We start from the raw sequence: 17723 nt of genomic DNA, 5'->3' as shown, positions 1-17723 counted from the left end.
CGGCTCTCGGCGACCTCAGCGCCGCCGCACCGTCCAGGTCGACCAATAGACCGGCCGGCCGTAGAGGCTCGATCCCGCGCTGCCATCCGAGCGCGGCGCGAGCCGGTCGAGCCATGTCAGGAAGCCGCCCTTGGTCGGGTAGGTGCCCGGCGTGTCGACATTACCGTAGCGGTCGGTCATCCAGAAGAAGCCATCGCGGCTGTAGCGGCCGCTGCCGTCGCCGCCCGAGCGCAGGGCCAGATAGGCCGGCGAGCGTGCCGCGCTCGCCGGTTCGGCGAAGAGCGCCAGCGCCTTGAAGGAGGCGGTCGACAGGTCGGTCGTGTAGTGCAGGCAGATATCGGCGACCGGGCCGCCGGGCGCGTTGGCCGGGCGGAAGCAGGAATAGGCGATCGCCCAGCGCTCCATGCCCTTGGCCTTACCGACCCGCACCAGCGTGTCCGGCGGCAGCACGTCGATCATCGTCTGCGGGGCCGACCACACCTTCTCCGCGGTCACGTCGCGGCTCGTGCGCAGATAGAGTCCGAGCCGGCGCTTGGCCGGCGGCTCGGAGCAATCCGAGGGCAGCACGTCGGTATAGAAGTAGTGGTAGACCTGATCGACCACGCTCACCGAACCGACGAGGCCCTGCACGTCGAAACCCTCGCCGGTACAGTTGCCGACGATCGGCTTGCCGGCCTCGTCGAGCACGGGCGCCAGAGGCGGCGGCTCGGGCGAGCGAGAACGGCGCGAGCGCCGGCCGCGTGCCGCCGTCTTCTGCTCGCCGAAGGGCACCCATTCGGTGGCCTCCGTACCGGCCGCCCGCTGCCGGACGTCAAAAGTCTCGAAGTCGAGCGTCCGCGCCTGGATCAGCACGTGACGCCGACGCTCCTCGACCGCCTCCGTCGCGATCATGAAGACATAGTGATAGTCGTCCCCCGCCCAGTCGCGCCCGGCCACCGTGATCGGATCGCGGGCGCCGACGCCCTCGCGGGCCTCGACCGCGGGCCTCGCCTCCTGCGGCTTGGCCTCTCGCCGCCGATGGCCGTGGCGTCCCCGGCGTCGCGGGGAGGTCTCCGCCTGGGCCGTGCCGCTCCAGAAGCGATACGCGGTCGGCGGCATCGTACCGGCGAGCTGTTCGGTCAGCCGGCCCGAGCGCACCGAACCGCCGATCGCCGGGTCCGTCGCCCTGAGATCCGGCTCGCAGGCCTCCTTCCCGCGCTTGTCCCGGCGGGGTGGCTCGGCCTGGAACACGGCCTGAAGCGGCCCCGGCGCACTGCGGGCCTGCAGCCGGACGATCTGGACGCCGGAGGCGAAGCGGCATGTCGGCGGCGCGTAGAGCACACCCTCCGGCTCGCCGCCGGACCGGCAGATCTCGAGCGCCCCTCCGGCCGTCGCGTAGCAGGACGGCGCCGTACTCTCGGGCTCGGCCCGAGCAGGGACGATCCAGAGGAAGGCGATGGCCGCCGGCCCGGCGAGGCGGAGCAGGCGGGCCGCAGATCTCAAGACTGAAGAGGAAGCATGCATCGGGGCCGGTGCGATATCCCATGGACGGAGAAGGCGGATTTCGTACCGCACAGATTCGAACCCTCTGCCGCGTTCAGGGGTTGGATTGTCCAGAACCACAGGCTCGGCGGCGGAAAGCGCATTCCGAACGCAGCCGCTCCACGTCCGGCTCCCGCTCTCGGCCTGTTTCTTTCCACCACCGCGTCAGGAGTTTCCATGGACATCGCCGTCGACACCGTTACCGACATCGTCTTCCGGCTGAAGGCGGTCGAGGTGAAGGAGGGCGTCACCGATCCCGATTCCGGCTCGAACCCGATCGACGACGGCTCGACCGACGTGCTCACCTCCGACACCGATGACGCCACCGAGAGCGAGGTGCGCGGCATGATCCGCGGGCTCAACGACGATCAGCGCGCCGAGCTCCTGGCGCTGCTCTATGTCGGCCGCGGCGATTACGAGGCGCAGGATTGGGACGGGGCCGTCGCCTTCGCACGCGAGCGCCAGGCGGTGGGCGAAGGCGCGATCAAGGAGCTCCTGCACACGCCCGATGCCGGCAACCTGCTGGAAGAAGGGCTCGATGCCCTCGGCCTGAGCCAGGATCTGCCCGAGGCCTGAGCCAGGCGATGCCGCCTACTCCTTTACCCGGCGGCATTCGGTCTTGAGGTAGGAGGTCTTGCCGACCTCGTCGCGCAGGTCCGTGCGGGCGATGATCTCTTGCCAGCCGCTGGTGCAGCCGAGCTCGTTCGCGACACGGACCTTGCGCACCTCGCTCGCCTTGTCGTCGTTGCACGCGTCCTGCGGAATGCCGTTGGCGCAGACAAGCACGACGGCGATGAAGACATTCATGAGCGGATCTCCAGGCGAGCCAGCCCTCATGTGGGCGGCGCGCCAAGCGTTACGCTTCAGCAGTGCCGTCGGTTTCCGGCCCGCCCCGCGAATCTCAAGCGAGCATCGAGACTACGCGGTCTTCCGCAAGGATCGCACGCGCCTCCGCGGCGTCGACATGCATGCGCGCAACCAGCGCCTCGGCGCTCGTGAAGCGCTCCTCGCCGCGGATGAAGCCGATGAACTCCACCCCGACCGTCTGCCCGTAGAGGTCGCCGGAGAAGTCGAACAGATAGGTCTCCAGCAGCGGGGCGCCGTTGTCGAAGGTCGGGCGGCGGCCGTAGCTCGCGACGCCGTTCCGCAGGCTGCCGTCGGCGAGCCGCATGCGCACGGCGTAGATGCCGTGGGCGAGGCCGCAGGAGTCGAGCGCGAGGTTCGCTGTCGGAAAGCCGAGGTCGCGGCCACGCTTCTCGCCGTGGCGGACCTCTCCGAGCACGAACCAGCGATAGCCGAGCAGCGCGTTCGCCTCGGTCACCGCGCCGGCGCCGAGGGCCGCGCGGATCCCGCTCGACGAGATCGGCTGCTGGCCGGGCTTGAGCGACACCGCCGGGACGATGCGGCAGGCGAGATCGGCCCCTGCGCAGAGATCGGTGAGGATCGCGGGTGTGCCGGAGCGGCCGCGCCCGAAATGGAAATCGTGCCCGATGACGACGCCCGAGAGCCCAAGCCGCCGCTTGAGCAGGCTTTCGACGAATTCCGCCGGACTTAGGCTTGCCAGGGATGCGTCGAACCGCTGCTCGATCAGTCCGTCGAGCCCGTAATGCGCGAAGGCGATTTCCTTTGCCGCCGGACCGGTGAGGCGGAACATCGGCTGGTCGGGTGCGAAATAAGCGCGCGGGTGCGGCTCGAAGGTCAAGGCGACGGCAGGACGAGGCGGCCTGGCCTTCCGGGCTTCCTCGCATGCTGCATCGAGCAGCACGCGGTGACCCCGATGCACGCCGTCGAAATTTCCGAGCGCTGCGACGGCTCCCGCCAGTTCGGCCGGCGGAGCGCCCTCCCCGCGAAAGATCGCGAAGCCTGCCGCCCGCCTCTGGAGGCCTTCCGATCGAGACGGATCGCGCGGGGGGATCTCCTCGCCAGACGACATCGGGGCCTTGCCAGTTGCGGATGCGGTGTCGTCCCTGTCGAAAACCGGGGAGCGGGTCAAGCGAACGCCGAACCGTAGGCGAGATGCGGGAGATTAACCGCTTCGCAAGATCGGGTCGGTAAATTGCCACCGATTACGGGGCCGCATCACGGCACCGGCCCCGCCCCCCGGAGCAGACCTTCCATGGCCCTCGACCTCGGCATGCCGATCCTCGTCGTCGACGATTATCAGACGATGGTCCGCATTATCCGCAACCTGCTGAAGCAGCTCGGCTTCGAGGACGTCGACGACGCCTCGGACGGCACGGCCGCCCTGGGCCGGCTCAAGACTCGCAAATACGGACTCGTGATCTCTGATTGGAACATGGAGCCGATGACGGGCTACGAGTTGCTGCGCCACGTGCGCGCCGACGAGGGCCTGCGCACCACGCCGTTCATCATGGTCACGGCCGAGTCCAAGACCGAGAACGTCATCGCCGCCAAGAAGGCCGGCGTGAACAACTACATCGTCAAGCCGTTCAACGCGGCGACGCTGAAGAGCAAGATCGAGGCCGTCTGCGGCGCCTGATCAGCACCGCCCCCGTCGGGGATACAGCCAAGCTGCCTTGCTCCCGACAAGCGAGCCGCGAATATGGCTCCGACCGCTCCACCAGAGAGCGTCGGAGCCGTAAGCGCTCGAGGGGCTGACCATGGCAGATGTCGATACGAAGCCGGCCGCGTCCGGCGACGTCCTCGCGCAGGGACGCCTGCAGCATTCCATCGCAACGACTTTGTTGGTGATCGCCGCCGCGCGCGCCGAGCGCGAGGCGGCCCCGGTCCACGCCGCACGCCAGCGCCTGGCCGCCGTCTACGGCGCGACCCGCCTGCGTCGCCGTCTCGAACGCGACGCCCCAGCAGAGTGACGGGCCGGTAGTGCCCCCGACCGTGACGGCCGAGGGCGCTCGTTGATCAGGACGACAGAGGCCCGCTGGTCTCGGCGGCCCCGCCCTGTGCCTCGGCCGCCTTCTGGCGGTAGAGACCGACGAAATCGATCGGATCGATGTAGAGCGGCGGGAAGCCACCGTTGCGCACCGCGTCGGCGACGATCTGGCGGGCGAACGGGAAGAGCAGCCGCGGGCACTCGATCATCACGGCCGGATGGATCTGGTCCTGCGGGATGTTCCGCATCCGGAAGACGCCCGCATATTTCAACTCGAAGGCGAACAGCACGTCGTTCTGCACCTTGGCGTCGCCCTCGAGCGTCAATACGACCTCGAAATCCTGCTCGGCGAGCTGCTGCGCGTTGACGTTGACCTGAATGTTGATCTGCGGCCCGCCGTCCTGCGGCTGCGGCGAGCGCGGCGCCAGCGGGTTCTCGAAAGAAAGGTCCTTGGCGTATTGCGCGAGGGCGTTGATCGCCGGCGCGAGGTCTTCGGTCTGCGGCGCGCCGCCGTTCGGTGCCGAAGTATCGGCCATGACGTGTCTCCTTCCTGGAACTCTGCGGGCCTCGACGCCCGGCCCGGTTTGCGGGGCATCTCGCGCCCCGACCGTCTCGGCGCCAGCGCGCTACCATGCCGTCCAGGCGCGAACAAGCAGACCGGCCGCAACGTCCGTGGCGAGCATTGGTCGCGCGCTCCACGCGCGGATTCCTTCTGGAACCGCTCGCGCTCCCACCCCATATCGCGGTAATCAGGGCAAGCGTGCCCTCCGCACCGATCCGCGGCGCGGCGGCTCGATCCTTGCGCGCGGCTCGGCTAAAGGGCGCAGTGCGGGATGGTTCGCAACGCCTCGCGACCAGAGCACGTTCGCGTTCGGCACGCTCGTGCGGTGACCACGATCCGGATCGGTGATGCAGGATTCCTTCGACGTTACAACGATCATTTTTCTCGGGCTGGCGGTCTTCGTGATCTGGCGGCTGCGCTCGGTGCTCGGCCAGAAGACGGGCGCGGAGCGCTCGCCGTTCCGCCCAGTGGAGCGGAACCGCACCGAGCCGTCGGCCGGCCGCAAGGAGGGCGACAACGTCGTGCGCCTGCCCGGCGCCGATCGCGGCCAATCCGTCGCGCCCGCTGCGGCGCCTGTGCGCGACTGGCGCGGCATCGCCGAGCCCGGCTCGCCGGTGGCCGCCGGCCTCGAACAGGTGCTGCAGATCGAGCCGTCCTTCGATCCGCGCAGCTTCGTCGAGGGCTCGAAGAAGGCCTACGAGGCCATCGTGCTCGCCTTCAACAAGGGCGACCGCAAGACCCTGCGCAGCCTGCTCTCGCGCGAGGTTGCGGAAGGCTTCGAACAGGCGATCACCGAGCGCGAGCAGCGCAAGCAGACCGCCGAGACCACCTTCGTCTCGATCGACAAGGCCGAGATCGTCGCCGTGGACGTGAAGAACCGCGTCGCGCAGATCACCGTGCGCTTCCTCTCCAACCTCATCACCGCGACGCGCGATGCGGACGGCAACGTCGTCGACGGCAGCGCCGAGACGGTGGTCGAGGTGCCCGACGTCTGGACTTTCGCCCGCACGCTCGGCAGCCGCGACCCGAACTGGCAGCTCGTCGCCACCGAAGCCGGCGGCTGATTCAGCCGCGCAAGCCATGGCCGCCCAACGGTCCAGACTCGTTCTCGCGATCGCGGCGGCCGCGGCTCTCGTCTCCGGCTCGGCCCGGGCAGTCGAGCCGATCCGCTTCGCCGACGCCGTGCTCGAACCGGTCCCGCTCTCGAGCCTCGCCGGGTTCGCGACGGACGATCACGCCGCCGCCCTCGACGCCTTCCGCCTGACCTGCGCTGCGCCACTCGCCGCGCTCGGCCAGCCCGCGGCCGTTCGCGGCTCCACGACGGATCTCGCCGCGGCCTGCGACGCCGCTCGGAACGTGCCGCGTGAAAACGCCCGCTCTTTCTTCGAGAGCGCCTTCACGGCCTACCGTGTCACGCGCCCGACCCGCGTCATCGAATCCGAGCGGCGCGCCGGTTTCCTCACCGGCTATTTCGAGCCGGAACTCGCTGCCTCGCTCGTGCCCGGTCCGGACTTTACCGCCGCGGCTCTCGCCCGGCCGGACGACCTCGTCGCGATCGAGCCCGGCCAGACCCCGCCCGGCCTCGACCCCGCTTTACGCTTCGCCCGGCGCACGCCGACCGGCTTCGAGCCCTATCCCGACCGGGCAGCGATCGAGGACGGGGCGCTCGGCGACCGGGCCAGGCCCATGCTCTGGCTGCGCGACCCGGTCGACCTCTTCGTGCTCCAGGTGCAGGGCTCCGGCCGCGTGCGCCTGCCGGACGGACGTAGCCTGCGCCTGCGCTACGACGGCAAGAACGGTCGGCCCTACAGCTCGGTGGTGAAGACCATCGTGACCGAGGGCCACCTGCCTCTCGAGGGGCTGACCTTGGCGCGCTGGGCGGGCTGGCTGCGCGCGCATCCGGCGGAGGCCCGGCGGCTGATGCGCACCAACGCAGCCTATGTGTTCTTCAAGCTCGAGGAGGCGACGGATGTCGCCCTCGGTCCGCCGGGCGGGGCGGGTGTGCCGCTGACCCCAGGCCGCAGCCTAGCCGTGGATGCCACGCTCTGGCGCTACGGCCTGCCGTTCTGGCTGGACGGGCAGCTCTCGCCGGATGCCAGCCAACGCGGCCGCCTCGTTGTGGCTCAGGATACCGGCTCGGCGATCGTCGGGCCTGCCCGCGGTGATCTCTATCTCGGCACCGGCGATGCCGCGGGCGCCGCCGCCGGCAACCTGCGCCACGCGATCAGCTTTGTCGTCCTGCTGCCTAAGCCAGCCGCGCCGCCGGCCTCGGCGGATGCGCGCTGAGCTGCCGCGATGAGACGGCCACGACGACCGCGCACGCTTTCCGGCGAAGAGGCGCGCCTCTGGGGCGAGATCGCCAAGCTGATCACGCCCCTGCGCGGCCGCGCCAAGCCGGTGCCTGACGCGCCGGCTGCTCCCCCCGCGGTCGAGAAGAAGCGGATCGCCCGCCCCGTCGCGGCAAAGGCCGCTGAGCCCGCAAGGCCCATCCATCCGCCGGCCAAGGCGGCGAAGCCGGTGTCGCATCGGCCGGTGAAGCTCGCCGAACTCGCACATGCGCCGGCAAGTCCAGCGCCTCAACCCTTCACCTTGTCCTCGGCGCCCAAGCCACCCGGACTGGAGCGCCGCGAGCGCATGGGCCTTCGCCGCGGGACGCTCGCGATCGACGCACGCATCGACCTGCATGGCCTCTACCAGGCGGATGCGCACGCGGCCCTGATCGGCTTTCTGCTGCGCTCGCGCCAGGCCGGTCATGCCCGGGTCCTCGTCGTCACGGGCAAGGGCGGTGACGCGGCGATGGACGGCACCTTCTCGGAGCGCGGCGTGCTGCGCCGTTCCGTGCCGCATTGGCTACGCGGCGCCGAGCTGCGTGCCGTCGTCCTGGGCTTCGAGGAAGCCGCGCGTCACCACGGCGGCGCCGGCGCCCTCTACGTCCGCCTGCGGCGACGCTGATCGCACCGACTTCGCCGCCTGCCCCCAAAGATGTCGGACAGGCGCCCGGGTTCGGGAATGCCTATCCCAACTGGCCGCCGCCTCACCTCCTGAAGGGTGGCCTTGAGCCACGCATCGAAACGCGCTAAGCACGCTCGCTTTCCAATCGTAGTCGTGTCGCATCCGGGCCCCCGAGGTCCATTCAAGACGATGCGCGGGCCGATCGCTTCCGGCGATAACGATCCGACTTGTGGCGCAAGTCTCGCGCCCGGCTCGAACCAAATCCTCCCTCTCTTCCTCTCCCCGTACTCCGTCGGTTCGAATTCTCCCCATGACGTCACAGAACGACGCTCCGGTTTCCACGGACGAGCCCGTCGAGGCACCTGTCGCAGCCGCCGAGACCGAGGTCCGCCGCGAGGTCAAGCTCCAGGATCTCAAGGCGAAGTCGCCCACCGAACTCACGACCTTCGCCGAGGAGGTCGAGGTCGAGAACGCCTCGACCATGCGCAAGCAGGAGCTGATGTTCGCGATCCTGAAGCAGCTTGCTGCCAGGGAAACCGAGATCATCGGCGCCGGCACCGTCGAGGTGCTGCAGGACGGGTTCGGCTTCCTGCGCTCGTCGGAATCGAACTACCTGCCCGGCCCGGACGACATCTACATCTCGCCCCTGCAGATCCGCCGCTTCGGCCTGCGCACCGGCGATACCGTTGAGGGCCCGATCCGCGGCCCCAAAGACGGCGAGCGCTACTTCGCGCTGCTCAAGGTCAACACGATCAACTTCGAGAATCCGGAGAAGATCAAGCACAAGGTCCACTTCGACAACCTGACGCCGCTCTTCCCGACGCAGCGTTTCAAGCTGGAGCTCGACGCTCCGCCGAAGAAGGATTTCTCGCCCCGCATCATCGACATCGTCGCGCCGATCGGTAAGGGCCAGCGCGCGCTGATCGTCGCGCCGCCGCGCACCGGTAAGACCGTGCTGATGCAGAACATCGCGCAGTCGATCACCCTCAACCACCCCGAGTGCTACCTCATCGTGCTGCTCATCGACGAGCGCCCGGAAGAGGTCACCGACATGATCCGCTCGGTGAAGGGCGAGGTCATCGCCTCGACCTTCGACGAGCCGGCCACCCGCCACGTGCAGGTCGCCGAGATGGTGATCGAGAAGGCCAAGCGCCTGGTCGAGCACGGCCGTGACGTGGTCATCCTGCTCGATTCGATCACCCGCCTCGGCCGCGCCTACAACACGGTGGTGCCGTCCTCCGGCAAGGTGCTCACCGGCGGTGTCGACGCTAACGCCCTGCAGCGTCCGAAGCGCTTTTTCGGTGCCGCCCGCAACATCGAGGAGGGCGGCTCCCTCTCGATCATCGCCACCGCGCTCATCGATACCGGCTCGCGGATGGACGAGGTGATCTTCGAGGAGTTCAAGGGCACCGGTAACTCGGAAATCATCCTGGACCGCAAGGTCTCGGACAAGCGCATCTTCCCGGCGATCGACATCACCCGCTCCGGCACCCGCAAGGAGGAGCTGCTGGTCCCGGCCGACGCGCTCAAGAAGACCTACGTCCTGCGCCGCATCCTCAACCCGATGGGCGTCACCGACGCGATCGAGTTCCTGCTCGACAAGCTGCGCCAGACCAAGACGAACGGCGACTTCTTCGACTCGATGAACACCTGACGGGGTCTTTCCCCGTCATTGCGAGCGTAGCTCAGCAATCCAGAGCCACCGCGCCTGCGTCGCGGGTATGGCCTGAATTGCTGAGCTGGCGCTCGCGATGACGTGTTGGATGTGAGAGGCGCCGGTGGCGAGTGTCTCGCGAATGCCTTCCTCACACGTTTCAACCATCTTTGCCCCTGCCAGCGGCTTTGGCCGCGCGGCCGTCTCCGTGATCCGGATCAGCGGACCGTCCTGCACGAGCCTGCTCAAGGCGATCGGTGGCACCGTGCCCGAGCCGCGCCGGCTGTCGCTGCGCGCCCTTCGCGATCCCGAGACCCGTGAAGTTCTCGATCGCGGCCTCGTCGTCTTCATGCCCGCGCCCGCCACCTTCACCGGCGAGGACATGGCGGAGCTCCATCTGCATGGCGGCGTCGCAGTTCGCCACGCCGTGCTTGGCGTGCTCGGCCGCTTTCCCGGCTGTCAGGCAGCCGGCCCCGGCGACTTCAGCCGCCGCGCCGCCTTCAATGGCCGGCTCGACCTGACGCAGGCCGAGGGCATCGCCGACCTCGTCGATGCCGAGACCGAGGCTCAGCGCCGCCAAGCCCTGCGGCAGCTCGACGGTGCCCTCGGCCGGCAGGTCGAGGCCTGGCGCAGCACCGCGATCGACCTCTATGCCCGCACCGAGGCCGCGCTCGACTTCGCCGACGAGGGCGACGTCGACGAGGAGGGCCTGGAGGCGGGCCTCGCGCAAGATGCCCGTGCGCTGGCGGACAGCATCCGCGCAGCGCTCGGCGACGGACGCCGCGGCGAACGGCTGCGCGAGGGTTTCTTCGTCGTGCTGGCCGGCCCGCCCAATGCCGGCAAATCGACGCTGCTCAACGCGCTGGCTGGACGTGAGGCCGCGATCGTCTCCGCCATTCCCGGAACTACGCGGGACGCGATCGAGGTGCGCTGCGACCTCGGCGGCCTGCCGGTGGTGCTCGTCGATACGGCCGGCCTGCGCGAGACCGACGATCCGGTCGAATCAGAGGGTATCCGCCGAACCCGGCGCCGGATGGAGGATGCCGACCTCGTGCTGCACCTATCGCCGGCTGGCGAAGGGGTCGCGTCTGAGCCGGTCTCGGCGCGCGGCCTCGCCGTGCGCACCAAGATTGATCTCACTGACTCTCGTTCGGGCGGCGATTCCGCGGGCATCGGTGTCTGCGCGCTGAGCGGCGCCGGCCTCGATGCCCTGCTCGAGGCGATCCGAGCCGCTGCGGAACGCTCGCTCGGTGGCAGCGACGCGCTCATCACTCGCGAGCGCCACCGTACGGCGCTGACCGAGGCCTGCGCGCATCTCGACCGCGTCGCGGGCGGTGCCGTCGCTGCGCCAGAACTGGTCGCCGAGGATCTGCGCCTCGCGGTCCGCGCCCTCGGCACGGTCGTGGGTCACGTGGGCGTGGAGGAGATGCTGGACCGTTTGTTTGCCGGCTTCTGCATTGGAAAATAGCAGTGCAAGGAAGCGGCAAACGCTGCATCCAGCCAACCTTTACCGTTTGTCAGAGCCAACCGCCCGGCCCGTCATTTGGCGGGTGGGCCCGTAGGCTCGACATCGCCGCGGCGTTGCAGTTGCAGGGCAACGAACCAGCACAGGGCCGCCCAGGCTGCACCCACGCACCAGCCAGCCAGGACATCGCTCGGCCAGTGCACGCCGAGATAGACCCGGCTGAGCCCGACCAGCAGGGTCATCGCGACGGCCAGGACCATCACCATGGCACTCACCCGGCGTCGTCTCTCGACGCGGGCGAGCAGGGTGCCGAGCGTCAGGAAGGCGATGGCCGACATCATGGCGTGTCCACTCGGAAAGCTCGCCGTGAACACCTCCATGCCGTGCGGCACGAGGTCGGGCCGCGGCCTCTGGTAGAAGAGCTTGAGCACCGTCGAAACGCCCTCCCCGCCGCCGACCGCAGCCAGGACGAAGAGCGCGACGCGGCGCCGCTGGGTCAGCGCGAGATAGGCGCAAACGCTGGCCGTCAGCACGACGATGGTGACGACGCTGCCCCAGCCGGTGATGTCGCGCATCGCCTCCTCGAGCCAAGGCGGTCCGATCGGATCGGAGAGATTCGCTGGATTGCGCAGGGCGAGCAGCAGCTTTCGGTCGAGCGCAGCCGTCGAGCCCGCCCCAACCTCGTAGGCCAGGGCGAAGAAGCCATAGCCGAGGAGGCTGAGGGTGAGCAGCGAGACAAGAGGCCCGACCTCATTCAGGTAGAATCGCAGCCAGATCCGGCTAGCCCCCCCGGCGATCGGCGCGCCGGTGCGGCGAGCGATGTCGAAGACGCCCATCTCAGCGGCTCCCTCCGAACAGCAGCGCGGCCCGTGGCTCCCAGGGGCCGTCGAGATAGCGCCACAGCAGCACGCCCGGCGCCGTGAACCGGAACGGCACGAAGTCCCTCTCAAGCTCTGCCAGCAAGGCGCGCGCCGTCCCGGGTTCGACCTTGTTCTGCACAGTGACGTGCGGGCGCCAGCCCTGCCGGTCCTGAGGCGTTAGCCAGGGCTCGAATGCCGTGGCGAGCCGGCCGCGAAACGCCGACAGCGCCTCGGATTCCAGCACGAAGGCGACGCCGCGCCCCGTGAACCGCAAGCCCGTCACCTTGACCTCGGGCGGGTGCGTCGCGCGGCACGATGTGTCGATCGTCTCGGTGATGCCGGCCTCTTCTGCGCCGGGGAGCGCGTGGAACAGCGTCGCATGCGCCGGGATCTTGTTGAGCGCCTTAGGAAAGTGCTGGCGGCGCAGCTCCTCGAAGCGCGCGAAGGCATCCTCCTCCATCTGGAGCGTCAGGATCAGGGGCGGGATCGGTTCGGGCATGATCTCGTCGAAATGGCGCGGCAGTCCCAGGGTTCCACTATTACCCCCGCAGCAGGCCGCCCTCACCCCTATCCCAGGGCCGGAATTCCCATGGCACAAAAATGGTCTAGAGACCGCTGATGCAGGCTCCCGATCCCGCCAGAACCGTCCATGTCGGCCGCGACGGTTGGCTCTTCCTGATCGGCGGCACCAACTCCGTCCTGATTCAGTACCGGCGCCTGTCTTGGCATTTCCTGCGGATCCGGTCCTGGGCCCGGCTGATCAGGCAGCGCAATGCCCGCGCACAAGCGCTGGGCATTCGATGTGTCCAAACCATCGTGCCGGAAAAACTCTCGATCTACGACAATTTCACCGATGGCCTGCGCTACGATCCCGCCCGCTCGCCGGCGCGCCGGCTCGCCCATCGCCTGATGGGGCTGGCCGGCTTCGTCGACCTGGTCGCCCCGCTGCGTGCCGCGCGCGACGAGACAGAGCTCTATCGCCGGACAGATACACATTGGAGCTACGACGGCTGCCATATCGCCTACCGTGCCCTGATGCGGGCCTGCGGCGCTGTGCCCCTGCCGGATATCGACAGTCGGCCCCGCTTCACCACCGAGGGCATATGGGACCTTGGCGAGAAGCTTCCCGGGCAGCCGAGGGAGACTGTCACCCACTGGACGCTCGACCGTAACGCCGTGCGCGCCTGGGCCAGCCCTCGGGTCGAGGCCTACGAGGCTGCCGGCCGCATCAGCGAGCTGCATGTCGGCGCCCACGTCATCTACCGGAACGCGTCGCCCGATGCCGACCCGCGTACCGTGATGCTCTTCGGGGATTCCTGCGCGCATTTCACACACACCCTGCTCACCGGCTTCCTGGCCGAGAGTTTCGCAGAGCTGCACTTCATCTGGTCATCGAGCATCGACTGGGCACATGTCGAGCGCGTGCGGCCGGACATCCTGATGTTCGAGATGGCCGAGCGCTTCATGGCGCGCATTCCAGTGGACGATTTCGATGTCGAGGCCGCCGATCGCGCTCCGACCGACCTCTCCGCTCCGCATGAGGCAGCCGCCGCGGCGTGAGGCTCGCCTGACATGCGACAGCGCCGCCTTGCTCCGCGCACATTGGTTGAGTAGTCAGCGAAAACTCAACACGATCAGTGGATTAGTCCGATTCTAAACTGCGGTCGCTCGAACGATCGTCGGCTTGGCTGGGAACGCGTGGCAGGGCCGACGCGATGAGCGGAGCCGTGATCGCGCAAGCCGGCATCCGCGCCGGCCGCCTGCCCGCGATCCGCGCCCTCACACCGTTCTTCTGCCTCTACGTGACCTTTGGTGCCACGCTCGGCTTCCTCTCGGGCGGCGCGCCGCTGATCCTGCGCACCAGGGGCATGGAGCTGGCCGAGGTCGGCCTGTTGCAGCTCATCAACCTGCCTGTGGGTCTGACTTTCCTGTGGGCAGCCGCCCTCGACAGGATCCGTCTGCCGATCCTTGATCACTGGATCGGTTGGATCGTGGGCGCGCAGGGCATGACCGTCGCTCTGCTCGTCGGATTGAGCTTCGGCGAGCACTGGCCGCTGCCGGCGCTGCTTGCGGTGGCAGTCGCAGCCTGTGCCTGCGTTGCGACCATGGACATCGCGCTGGAGGCTCTCGTCGTCGAGACCGTGCCGGCCGAGCGGCGGACCTTCGTAGCCTCGGCCAAGCTCTGCGGCGCCTCGCTCGGCGGCATCCTCGGCATCGGCGTCCTGGTCGGAGCTTACGATGTCATCGGGTGGCGCGGCGCGATCCTGGCCTGCGCGGCTCTCGACATTCTCTGCCTGCTGCCGATCCTGTTCTATCCGGAAGAGCGTCTGCGGGGTGCCGGCGGCCGACCCGAGCGCTTTGCGGGGTCCATGGCTCGGTTGCGTGCGATGGCGACGCGAATCCTGGTGCTCGGCGCCTATTTCGCGGCGACCTACCTCCTGTCCGGGCCGAACACCTTGGCGCTGCTCGATCTCGGCGTGTCCCTGTCGCAGGTCGGCGTACTGACCGGCACGGTTTTTCCCGGGATCAACCTGGTCATGGCCGTGGTGGCGGGCGGCGTTGCGGCGCGGTTCGGCACGGTGCCGACGCTCCTCGTCGGAGCACTCGGCGTCCTCGTCACCGGCGGGGCGATGGCTGCGGCCTGCGCCACCGGGGCGGCCTGGCTCGCCGTTGCCGCGACCGTCGGCAATTTCGTCTGCGCGGGGTTGATGGGCGTGCCGGTGTTCAAGATGATCTACCGCTGGGCGCAGGGTCCGCAGCCAGCCACCGACTATGCGCTGCTGTTCGGAGCGGCCTTCTTCGCGGCGATGCCACTCCGGTTGGCCGCTCCGGCGCTGGCCGGAGACCTCGGCTGGCCCGGCTATTTCACGGCTGCCCTGCCCGTCTACGCCGCCGCCGCGGCCTGGCTCATCGTCGCGATCCGCCGGACGCTTCAGGCCGACGGCGAGGCGCGTTCATGATCGCGGAGATCGCCGAGCACGTCCCCGCTTCGCTCGACGCTTATCGCGGCGGCGTCGCAGCCGACCCCGGCGATGCGGGCGCGTTGCCGCTGAGCGCTTTGCGGGATCCGGCGGTCTTCGACGCCGTGCTGGCGCGCTTCAGCACTGGGCTCGGCCTCGATACGACCGATCGGCGGGCCCTGGTCTCCTACTGGAGTCAGTTCTATTTCGCCGTGCTCGCCACGCCCGCGCTGACCGCGCTGCTGTGCCTCGGCCGATCCCTGCCCCTCGCCTTCGAGGCGACGAGCCTCGCATGTGATGAGGCCGGCCGCCCCGCCTGCCTGCTCGTGCAGCCGGACGCCCTCGCGGCTGCGCGTGCCTCCGCCTGCCCGGCGGCGGATGGTTTGACCGGCCTGATGGACGATCATCTGCGCCCATTGATCGACCTCTGCCGCGAACAATGCGGCGTCGCGCCCAGGGTGCTGTGGGGCAACGTCGCGGTCATCTTCGACTATGTCGCCGGCGAGCTCGGGCAGGAGAGCGATCCGGCCTTTGCCGACGTCGCCTCCTGCCTCCGGTGGCCGGGCGCCGGGGCCAGGACCGGAAGCCCCCTCGCCCGGGCCCTGTGCCCGGGAGCCTCCGGCTGCGCGCGGCGGCGCGTGTGCTGCCTAAGGCAACGTCTGCCAGGCATCGCCTCCTGCGGATCCCTGTGCCCGCTGACATGCGGCAAGGGCTGATCCGCCCCTCAAGGCCCCGCACGCCAAAGCCTCAGGCGGCTCCGGTCCGGACCCGTCGCCTCGCGGGCGAGTCCGTAATGCTCGGCGAGCCGGCCGAGGGCGATGCGGGCGACGACCTTGGCCGAGCGGGCCGGCCAGCTCCGTTCGGATTCGATCTGCTCCAGCCCCTTAAGGAAGCCGCACAGGTCGATCAGCAGCCCCGAGAGGTCGGCGCCCACGGCCATCAGGGCCCGATCGACCCGCTCCTTGGCGGCGACCCGCCGGTCGGACGACGCAGCCGGATCACGCGGTCCCCCGCCATCGACTTTCACCCTGGACCAGTCAGGGCCGATCTGTGGCAGGACCGCCGCCAGGGTGAGGTCGCGCCGCAGGCGCTCCCCGGCCTCGAACGCGGCCGCATCGATCAGCGGCGCGCCGTCCCGGCCGCGGCGGCGGGCCATCCAGGCGAGCGGGGATTCGGATGCGTCCCGCAGCACGGGCGCATCGCCGCCGCGGTCGACGACGAGGTCGAGATGCTGGGCGAGAAAGGCTGCGTCGCCAGGCCGATCCCTGCGCCGCAGCCGCGCCCGGCCCGCGTCGCTGAGGATCAGCCGTTGCCGGCGCTCGCCCTCCCGCTCGACGAGTCCTGCGCGGAGCAGCGCCTCTCCCGCCTCGGCCACACAGCGCCCGCTGCCAAGCGAGACGCCCTCACCTCCGCTGCGCAGGATCAGCATTCCCGGATCGATGGGATCGGCAAGGGCATAGGCCCCCGTCGCAGCAAGCTGGCTGAGCAGCTTTTCGGCCGCCCGTCCGAGCGGAGCAGAACCGCCGACGGGCCGCCTATGGGCGGCGGCAGGCTTACGAGGACGCGCAATGTTCATGATTTGTTCCAACGCCGGACCACCTCGTTCGAACGAGGAAGAGACCGATGTTAGAAGAAAAATATCCTATCACAAGACTTGACGCTCCCTTTGCCCGGGGATGGCTTCTGAGCGTCACGCTCCCGGGGATAACCAGCAAAGGCGGTCGGGACGGTCTTGGACGCCGATACCCTTCAGCCTCTTGCGGGCCTGGTCGGCGGCTTCCTGAGGATCTCCTCGATCTCCTCCTCGGACTTGCCGGCGACCTCGTAGCCCATGCCCTCGAGCCGCGCGATCAGCTGCTCGCTCTCGCCGGCCGATCGCGCAGCCCATTCCGCGAGCAGCGCGTTGACCTCGGCAATCTTCTCGGATGGGGGTTTGTCGTCATCGCTCATCGGGACATCCACGCTCCCTGTGACTGAAGCGCCCCGTCGGCGCATCGGACCCCGGCGGGGTACCCGGCAGAGCCGCCCACCCACTCTCGGGGACCGATGCGGCCGCTCGGATCAAGCGGCTTCGTCGTAGTCGCCACCCCGGGTCTGGCCGAGGCCGATGGCCTTGGCGAGATCGGAGCGGGCCTTGGCATAGCTCGGAGCGACCATCGGATAGTCGGGCGGCAGGCCCCACTTGGCGCGATACTGCTCGGGGCTGAGATTGTACTTGGCGCGCAGGTGGCGCTTGAGCGACTTGAAGGTGCGGCCGTCCTCGAGGCAGACGATGTACTCGTTCGTGACCGACTTCTTGATCGGCACGGCCGGCTGCTGCGGCTGGGCCGGCGCCGTGCTCTCGGGCGCCGTGCCGCTGGCCACCTGGATCAGCGCGCCATGCACGCGACCGAGGAGCTGGGGCAGCTCCGCCGGAGGCACCGGATTGTTGCTCACGTAGGCCGACACGATGTCGGCAGCCAGTTCGACGAAATCGACCGGCGTCTCAGCTTCGTTCATGATCGGATCTGTTCCCTTATCTTTGGCGCACCGAGCACGGAGGCCGGGAGGTTCCGGCAAACAGAACGTCCCGTTCTCGTCCGCATGGGTCCGCACACCGCAACCGTCCGCAAGTGTTCTGGAAAAAGCGGCAGCCTCGCTGCGATGGTTTGCCACTTATGATATTCGCTTACGTCTCGCAAGACAGAGCAGACATGCAGCCTGAACCGGAATCAACTTTCCGAAAGTCGCTGTGGATTTGTCGAGATTTTGCAGACATGAATGTCGGCACGATCACGTGGAGTTGAACGTTTGACTCCGATCAACCATGCCGAGCCAGCCGCGGCACCGCGCGCGAGGCGCTGACCGTTCACCGGGTTGCGGGTCGGGCGCGAGCGCGGCACATGGCGACGAACGGGC

20 protein-coding genes are annotated in these 17723 nt (G+C 68.9%); 11 read left to right on the top strand and 9 right to left on the bottom strand.

The annotated features are described in order from the left end of the window. Window positions 1-15: 15 nt before the first annotated feature. Window positions 16-1482, bottom strand: coding sequence for a hypothetical protein (locus MGN01_RS00710; protein WP_238257677.1), 1467 nt, complete (start codon window positions 1480-1482; stop codon window positions 16-18). A gap of 216 nt (window positions 1483-1698) precedes the next feature. Here MGN01_RS00710 and MGN01_RS00705 point away from each other — a divergent pair, with 216 nt between their 5' ends. Then, window positions 1699-2097, top strand: coding sequence for a DUF3775 domain-containing protein (locus MGN01_RS00705; RefSeq protein ID WP_147044651.1), 399 nt, complete (start codon window positions 1699-1701; stop codon window positions 2095-2097). A 15-nt stretch (window positions 2098-2112) separates the two neighbouring features. Here MGN01_RS00705 and MGN01_RS00700 read toward each other — a convergent pair whose 3' ends face one another. Then, window positions 2113-2328: a hypothetical protein gene (locus MGN01_RS00700; protein ID WP_147044650.1), complete on the bottom strand. Its 216-nt coding sequence runs from the start codon at window positions 2326-2328 to the stop codon at window positions 2113-2115. Window positions 2329-2422: 94 nt separating this feature from the next. Further along, entirely contained in the window at window positions 2423-3454 is a 1032-nt protein-coding gene (locus MGN01_RS00695) for a bifunctional riboflavin kinase/FAD synthetase (protein WP_147044649.1), read from the bottom strand. 183 nt (window positions 3455-3637) lie between these two features. Here MGN01_RS00695 and MGN01_RS00690 point away from each other — a divergent pair, with 183 nt between their 5' ends. Further along, window positions 3638-4021, top strand: coding sequence for a response regulator (locus MGN01_RS00690; protein ID WP_147044648.1), 384 nt, complete (start codon window positions 3638-3640; stop codon window positions 4019-4021). A 121-nt stretch (window positions 4022-4142) separates the two neighbouring features. Beyond that, window positions 4143-4355: a hypothetical protein gene (locus tag MGN01_RS00685; RefSeq protein ID WP_147044647.1), complete on the top strand. Its 213-nt coding sequence runs from the start codon at window positions 4143-4145 to the stop codon at window positions 4353-4355. A 46-nt stretch (window positions 4356-4401) separates the two neighbouring features. On the opposite strand, the gene secB is transcribed toward MGN01_RS00685, so the two are convergent. Beyond that, complete coding sequence (secB, locus tag MGN01_RS00680; RefSeq protein ID WP_147044646.1) at window positions 4402-4908, bottom strand: protein-export chaperone SecB; 507 nt, start codon at window positions 4906-4908, stop codon at window positions 4402-4404. 373 nt (window positions 4909-5281) lie between these two features. Here secB and MGN01_RS00675 point away from each other — a divergent pair, with 373 nt between their 5' ends. The 5 genes from MGN01_RS00675 to mnmE all read left to right on the top strand — a co-directional run bounded on the left by MGN01_RS00675 (window position 5282) and on the right by mnmE (window position 11008). Next, window positions 5282-5998: a Tim44/TimA family putative adaptor protein gene (locus MGN01_RS00675; RefSeq protein ID WP_147044645.1), complete on the top strand. Its 717-nt coding sequence runs from the start codon at window positions 5282-5284 to the stop codon at window positions 5996-5998. Window positions 5999-6014: 16 nt separating this feature from the next. Next, a complete protein-coding gene (mltA, locus tag MGN01_RS00670; protein WP_147044644.1) occupies window positions 6015-7220 on the top strand; it encodes a murein transglycosylase A in 1206 nt (401 codons plus the stop codon). Between the two features lie 9 nt (window positions 7221-7229). Continuing rightward, entirely contained in the window at window positions 7230-7886 is a 657-nt protein-coding gene (locus MGN01_RS00665) for a Smr/MutS family protein (RefSeq protein ID WP_147044643.1), read from the top strand. 310 nt (window positions 7887-8196) lie between these two features. Continuing rightward, entirely contained in the window at window positions 8197-9540 is a 1344-nt protein-coding gene (gene rho, locus MGN01_RS00660; RefSeq protein ID WP_147044642.1) for a transcription termination factor Rho, read from the top strand. Window positions 9541-9682: 142 nt separating this feature from the next. Next, window positions 9683-11008 carry a tRNA uridine-5-carboxymethylaminomethyl(34) synthesis GTPase MnmE gene (gene mnmE, locus MGN01_RS00655; protein ID WP_147044641.1) on the top strand — a complete coding sequence of 442 codons (1326 nt, stop codon included), beginning with the start codon at window positions 9683-9685 and terminating at the stop codon, window positions 11006-11008. Between the two features lie 71 nt (window positions 11009-11079). On the opposite strand, the gene MGN01_RS00650 is transcribed toward mnmE, so the two are convergent. Further along, complete coding sequence (locus tag MGN01_RS00650) at window positions 11080-11841, bottom strand: phosphatase PAP2 family protein (RefSeq protein WP_147044640.1); 762 nt, start codon at window positions 11839-11841, stop codon at window positions 11080-11082. Window position 11842: 1 nt separating this feature from the next. After that, window positions 11843-12364 (bottom strand): 2'-5' RNA ligase family protein, encoded by a 522-nt coding sequence (locus tag MGN01_RS00645; protein WP_147044639.1) that lies wholly within the window; start codon window positions 12362-12364, stop codon window positions 11843-11845. A 119-nt stretch (window positions 12365-12483) separates the two neighbouring features. On the opposite strand from MGN01_RS00645, the gene MGN01_RS00640 reads away from it, so the two are divergent. From MGN01_RS00640 to fhuF, 3 genes are all read left to right on the top strand, one after another. Continuing rightward, entirely contained in the window at window positions 12484-13425 is a 942-nt protein-coding gene (locus MGN01_RS00640) for an alginate O-acetyltransferase AlgX-related protein (protein ID WP_147044638.1), read from the top strand. Window positions 13426-13580: 155 nt separating this feature from the next. Further along, window positions 13581-14825 carry an MFS transporter gene (locus MGN01_RS00635; protein ID WP_147044637.1) on the top strand — a complete coding sequence of 415 codons (1245 nt, stop codon included), beginning with the start codon at window positions 13581-13583 and terminating at the stop codon, window positions 14823-14825. Next, window positions 14822-15541, top strand: coding sequence for a siderophore-iron reductase FhuF (gene fhuF, locus MGN01_RS00630; RefSeq protein WP_147044636.1), 720 nt, complete (start codon window positions 14822-14824; stop codon window positions 15539-15541). The genes MGN01_RS00635 and fhuF overlap by 4 nt, the downstream gene beginning before the upstream one ends. 8 nt (window positions 15542-15549) lie before the next feature. Here the strand turns inward: fhuF and MGN01_RS00625 are convergent, their stop codons facing one another. From MGN01_RS00625 to MGN01_RS00615, 3 genes are all read right to left on the bottom strand, one after another. Further along, on the bottom strand, window positions 15550-16401 hold the full coding sequence (locus tag MGN01_RS00625) for a DUF6456 domain-containing protein (RefSeq protein ID WP_238257681.1): 852 nt from the start codon (window positions 16399-16401) through the stop codon (window positions 15550-15552). Window positions 16402-16574: 173 nt separating this feature from the next. Next, the gene (locus MGN01_RS00620; RefSeq protein ID WP_147044635.1) at window positions 16575-16775 is read right to left on the bottom strand and encodes a hypothetical protein; all 201 of its coding nucleotides are present in this window, start codon (window positions 16773-16775) and stop codon (window positions 16575-16577) included. A 111-nt stretch (window positions 16776-16886) separates the two neighbouring features. Then, a complete protein-coding gene (locus tag MGN01_RS00615) occupies window positions 16887-17324 on the bottom strand; it encodes a Ros/MucR family transcriptional regulator (protein WP_147044634.1) in 438 nt (145 codons plus the stop codon). Window positions 17325-17723: the final 399 nt, after the last annotated feature.

The organism is Methylobacterium gnaphalii (assembly GCF_007992215.1).
Classification (GTDB): Bacteria; Pseudomonadota; Alphaproteobacteria; order Rhizobiales; family Beijerinckiaceae; genus Methylobacterium; species Methylobacterium gnaphalii.
The sequence above is the reverse complement of the archived record's forward strand: the minus strand, read 5'-3'. Positions and strand labels throughout refer to the sequence as shown.

Coding starts and splice junctions, on each gene's coding strand:
- MGN01_RS00705 (WP_147044651.1), top strand. CDS start 1,699: ATGGACATCGCCGTCGACACCGTTACCGACATCGTCTTCCGGCTGAAG.
- MGN01_RS00700 (WP_147044650.1), bottom strand. CDS start 2,328: ATGAATGTCTTCATCGCCGTCGTGCTTGTCTGCGCCAACGGCATTCCG.
- MGN01_RS00695 (WP_147044649.1), bottom strand. CDS start 3,454: ATGTCGTCTGGCGAGGAGATCCCCCCGCGCGATCCGTCTCGATCGGAA.
- MGN01_RS00690 (WP_147044648.1), top strand. CDS start 3,638: ATGGCCCTCGACCTCGGCATGCCGATCCTCGTCGTCGACGATTATCAG.
- MGN01_RS00685 (WP_147044647.1), top strand. CDS start 4,143: ATGGCAGATGTCGATACGAAGCCGGCCGCGTCCGGCGACGTCCTCGCG.
- secB (WP_147044646.1), bottom strand. CDS start 4,908: ATGGCCGATACTTCGGCACCGAACGGCGGCGCGCCGCAGACCGAAGAC.
- MGN01_RS00675 (WP_147044645.1), top strand. CDS start 5,282: ATGCAGGATTCCTTCGACGTTACAACGATCATTTTTCTCGGGCTGGCG.
- mltA (WP_147044644.1), top strand. CDS start 6,015: ATGGCCGCCCAACGGTCCAGACTCGTTCTCGCGATCGCGGCGGCCGCG.
- MGN01_RS00665 (WP_147044643.1), top strand. CDS start 7,230: ATGAGACGGCCACGACGACCGCGCACGCTTTCCGGCGAAGAGGCGCGC.
- rho (WP_147044642.1), top strand. CDS start 8,197: ATGACGTCACAGAACGACGCTCCGGTTTCCACGGACGAGCCCGTCGAG.
- mnmE (WP_147044641.1), top strand. CDS start 9,683: ATGCCTTCCTCACACGTTTCAACCATCTTTGCCCCTGCCAGCGGCTTT.
- MGN01_RS00650 (WP_147044640.1), bottom strand. CDS start 11,841: ATGGGCGTCTTCGACATCGCTCGCCGCACCGGCGCGCCGATCGCCGGG.
- MGN01_RS00645 (WP_147044639.1), bottom strand. CDS start 12,364: ATGCCCGAACCGATCCCGCCCCTGATCCTGACGCTCCAGATGGAGGAG.
- MGN01_RS00640 (WP_147044638.1), top strand. CDS start 12,484: ATGCAGGCTCCCGATCCCGCCAGAACCGTCCATGTCGGCCGCGACGGT.
- MGN01_RS00635 (WP_147044637.1), top strand. CDS start 13,581: ATGAGCGGAGCCGTGATCGCGCAAGCCGGCATCCGCGCCGGCCGCCTG.
- fhuF (WP_147044636.1), top strand. CDS start 14,822: ATGATCGCGGAGATCGCCGAGCACGTCCCCGCTTCGCTCGACGCTTAT.
- MGN01_RS00625 (WP_238257681.1), bottom strand. CDS start 16,401: ATGAACATTGCGCGTCCTCGTAAGCCTGCCGCCGCCCATAGGCGGCCC.
- MGN01_RS00620 (WP_147044635.1), bottom strand. CDS start 16,775: ATGAGCGATGACGACAAACCCCCATCCGAGAAGATTGCCGAGGTCAAC.
- MGN01_RS00615 (WP_147044634.1), bottom strand. CDS start 17,324: ATGAACGAAGCTGAGACGCCGGTCGATTTCGTCGAACTGGCTGCCGAC.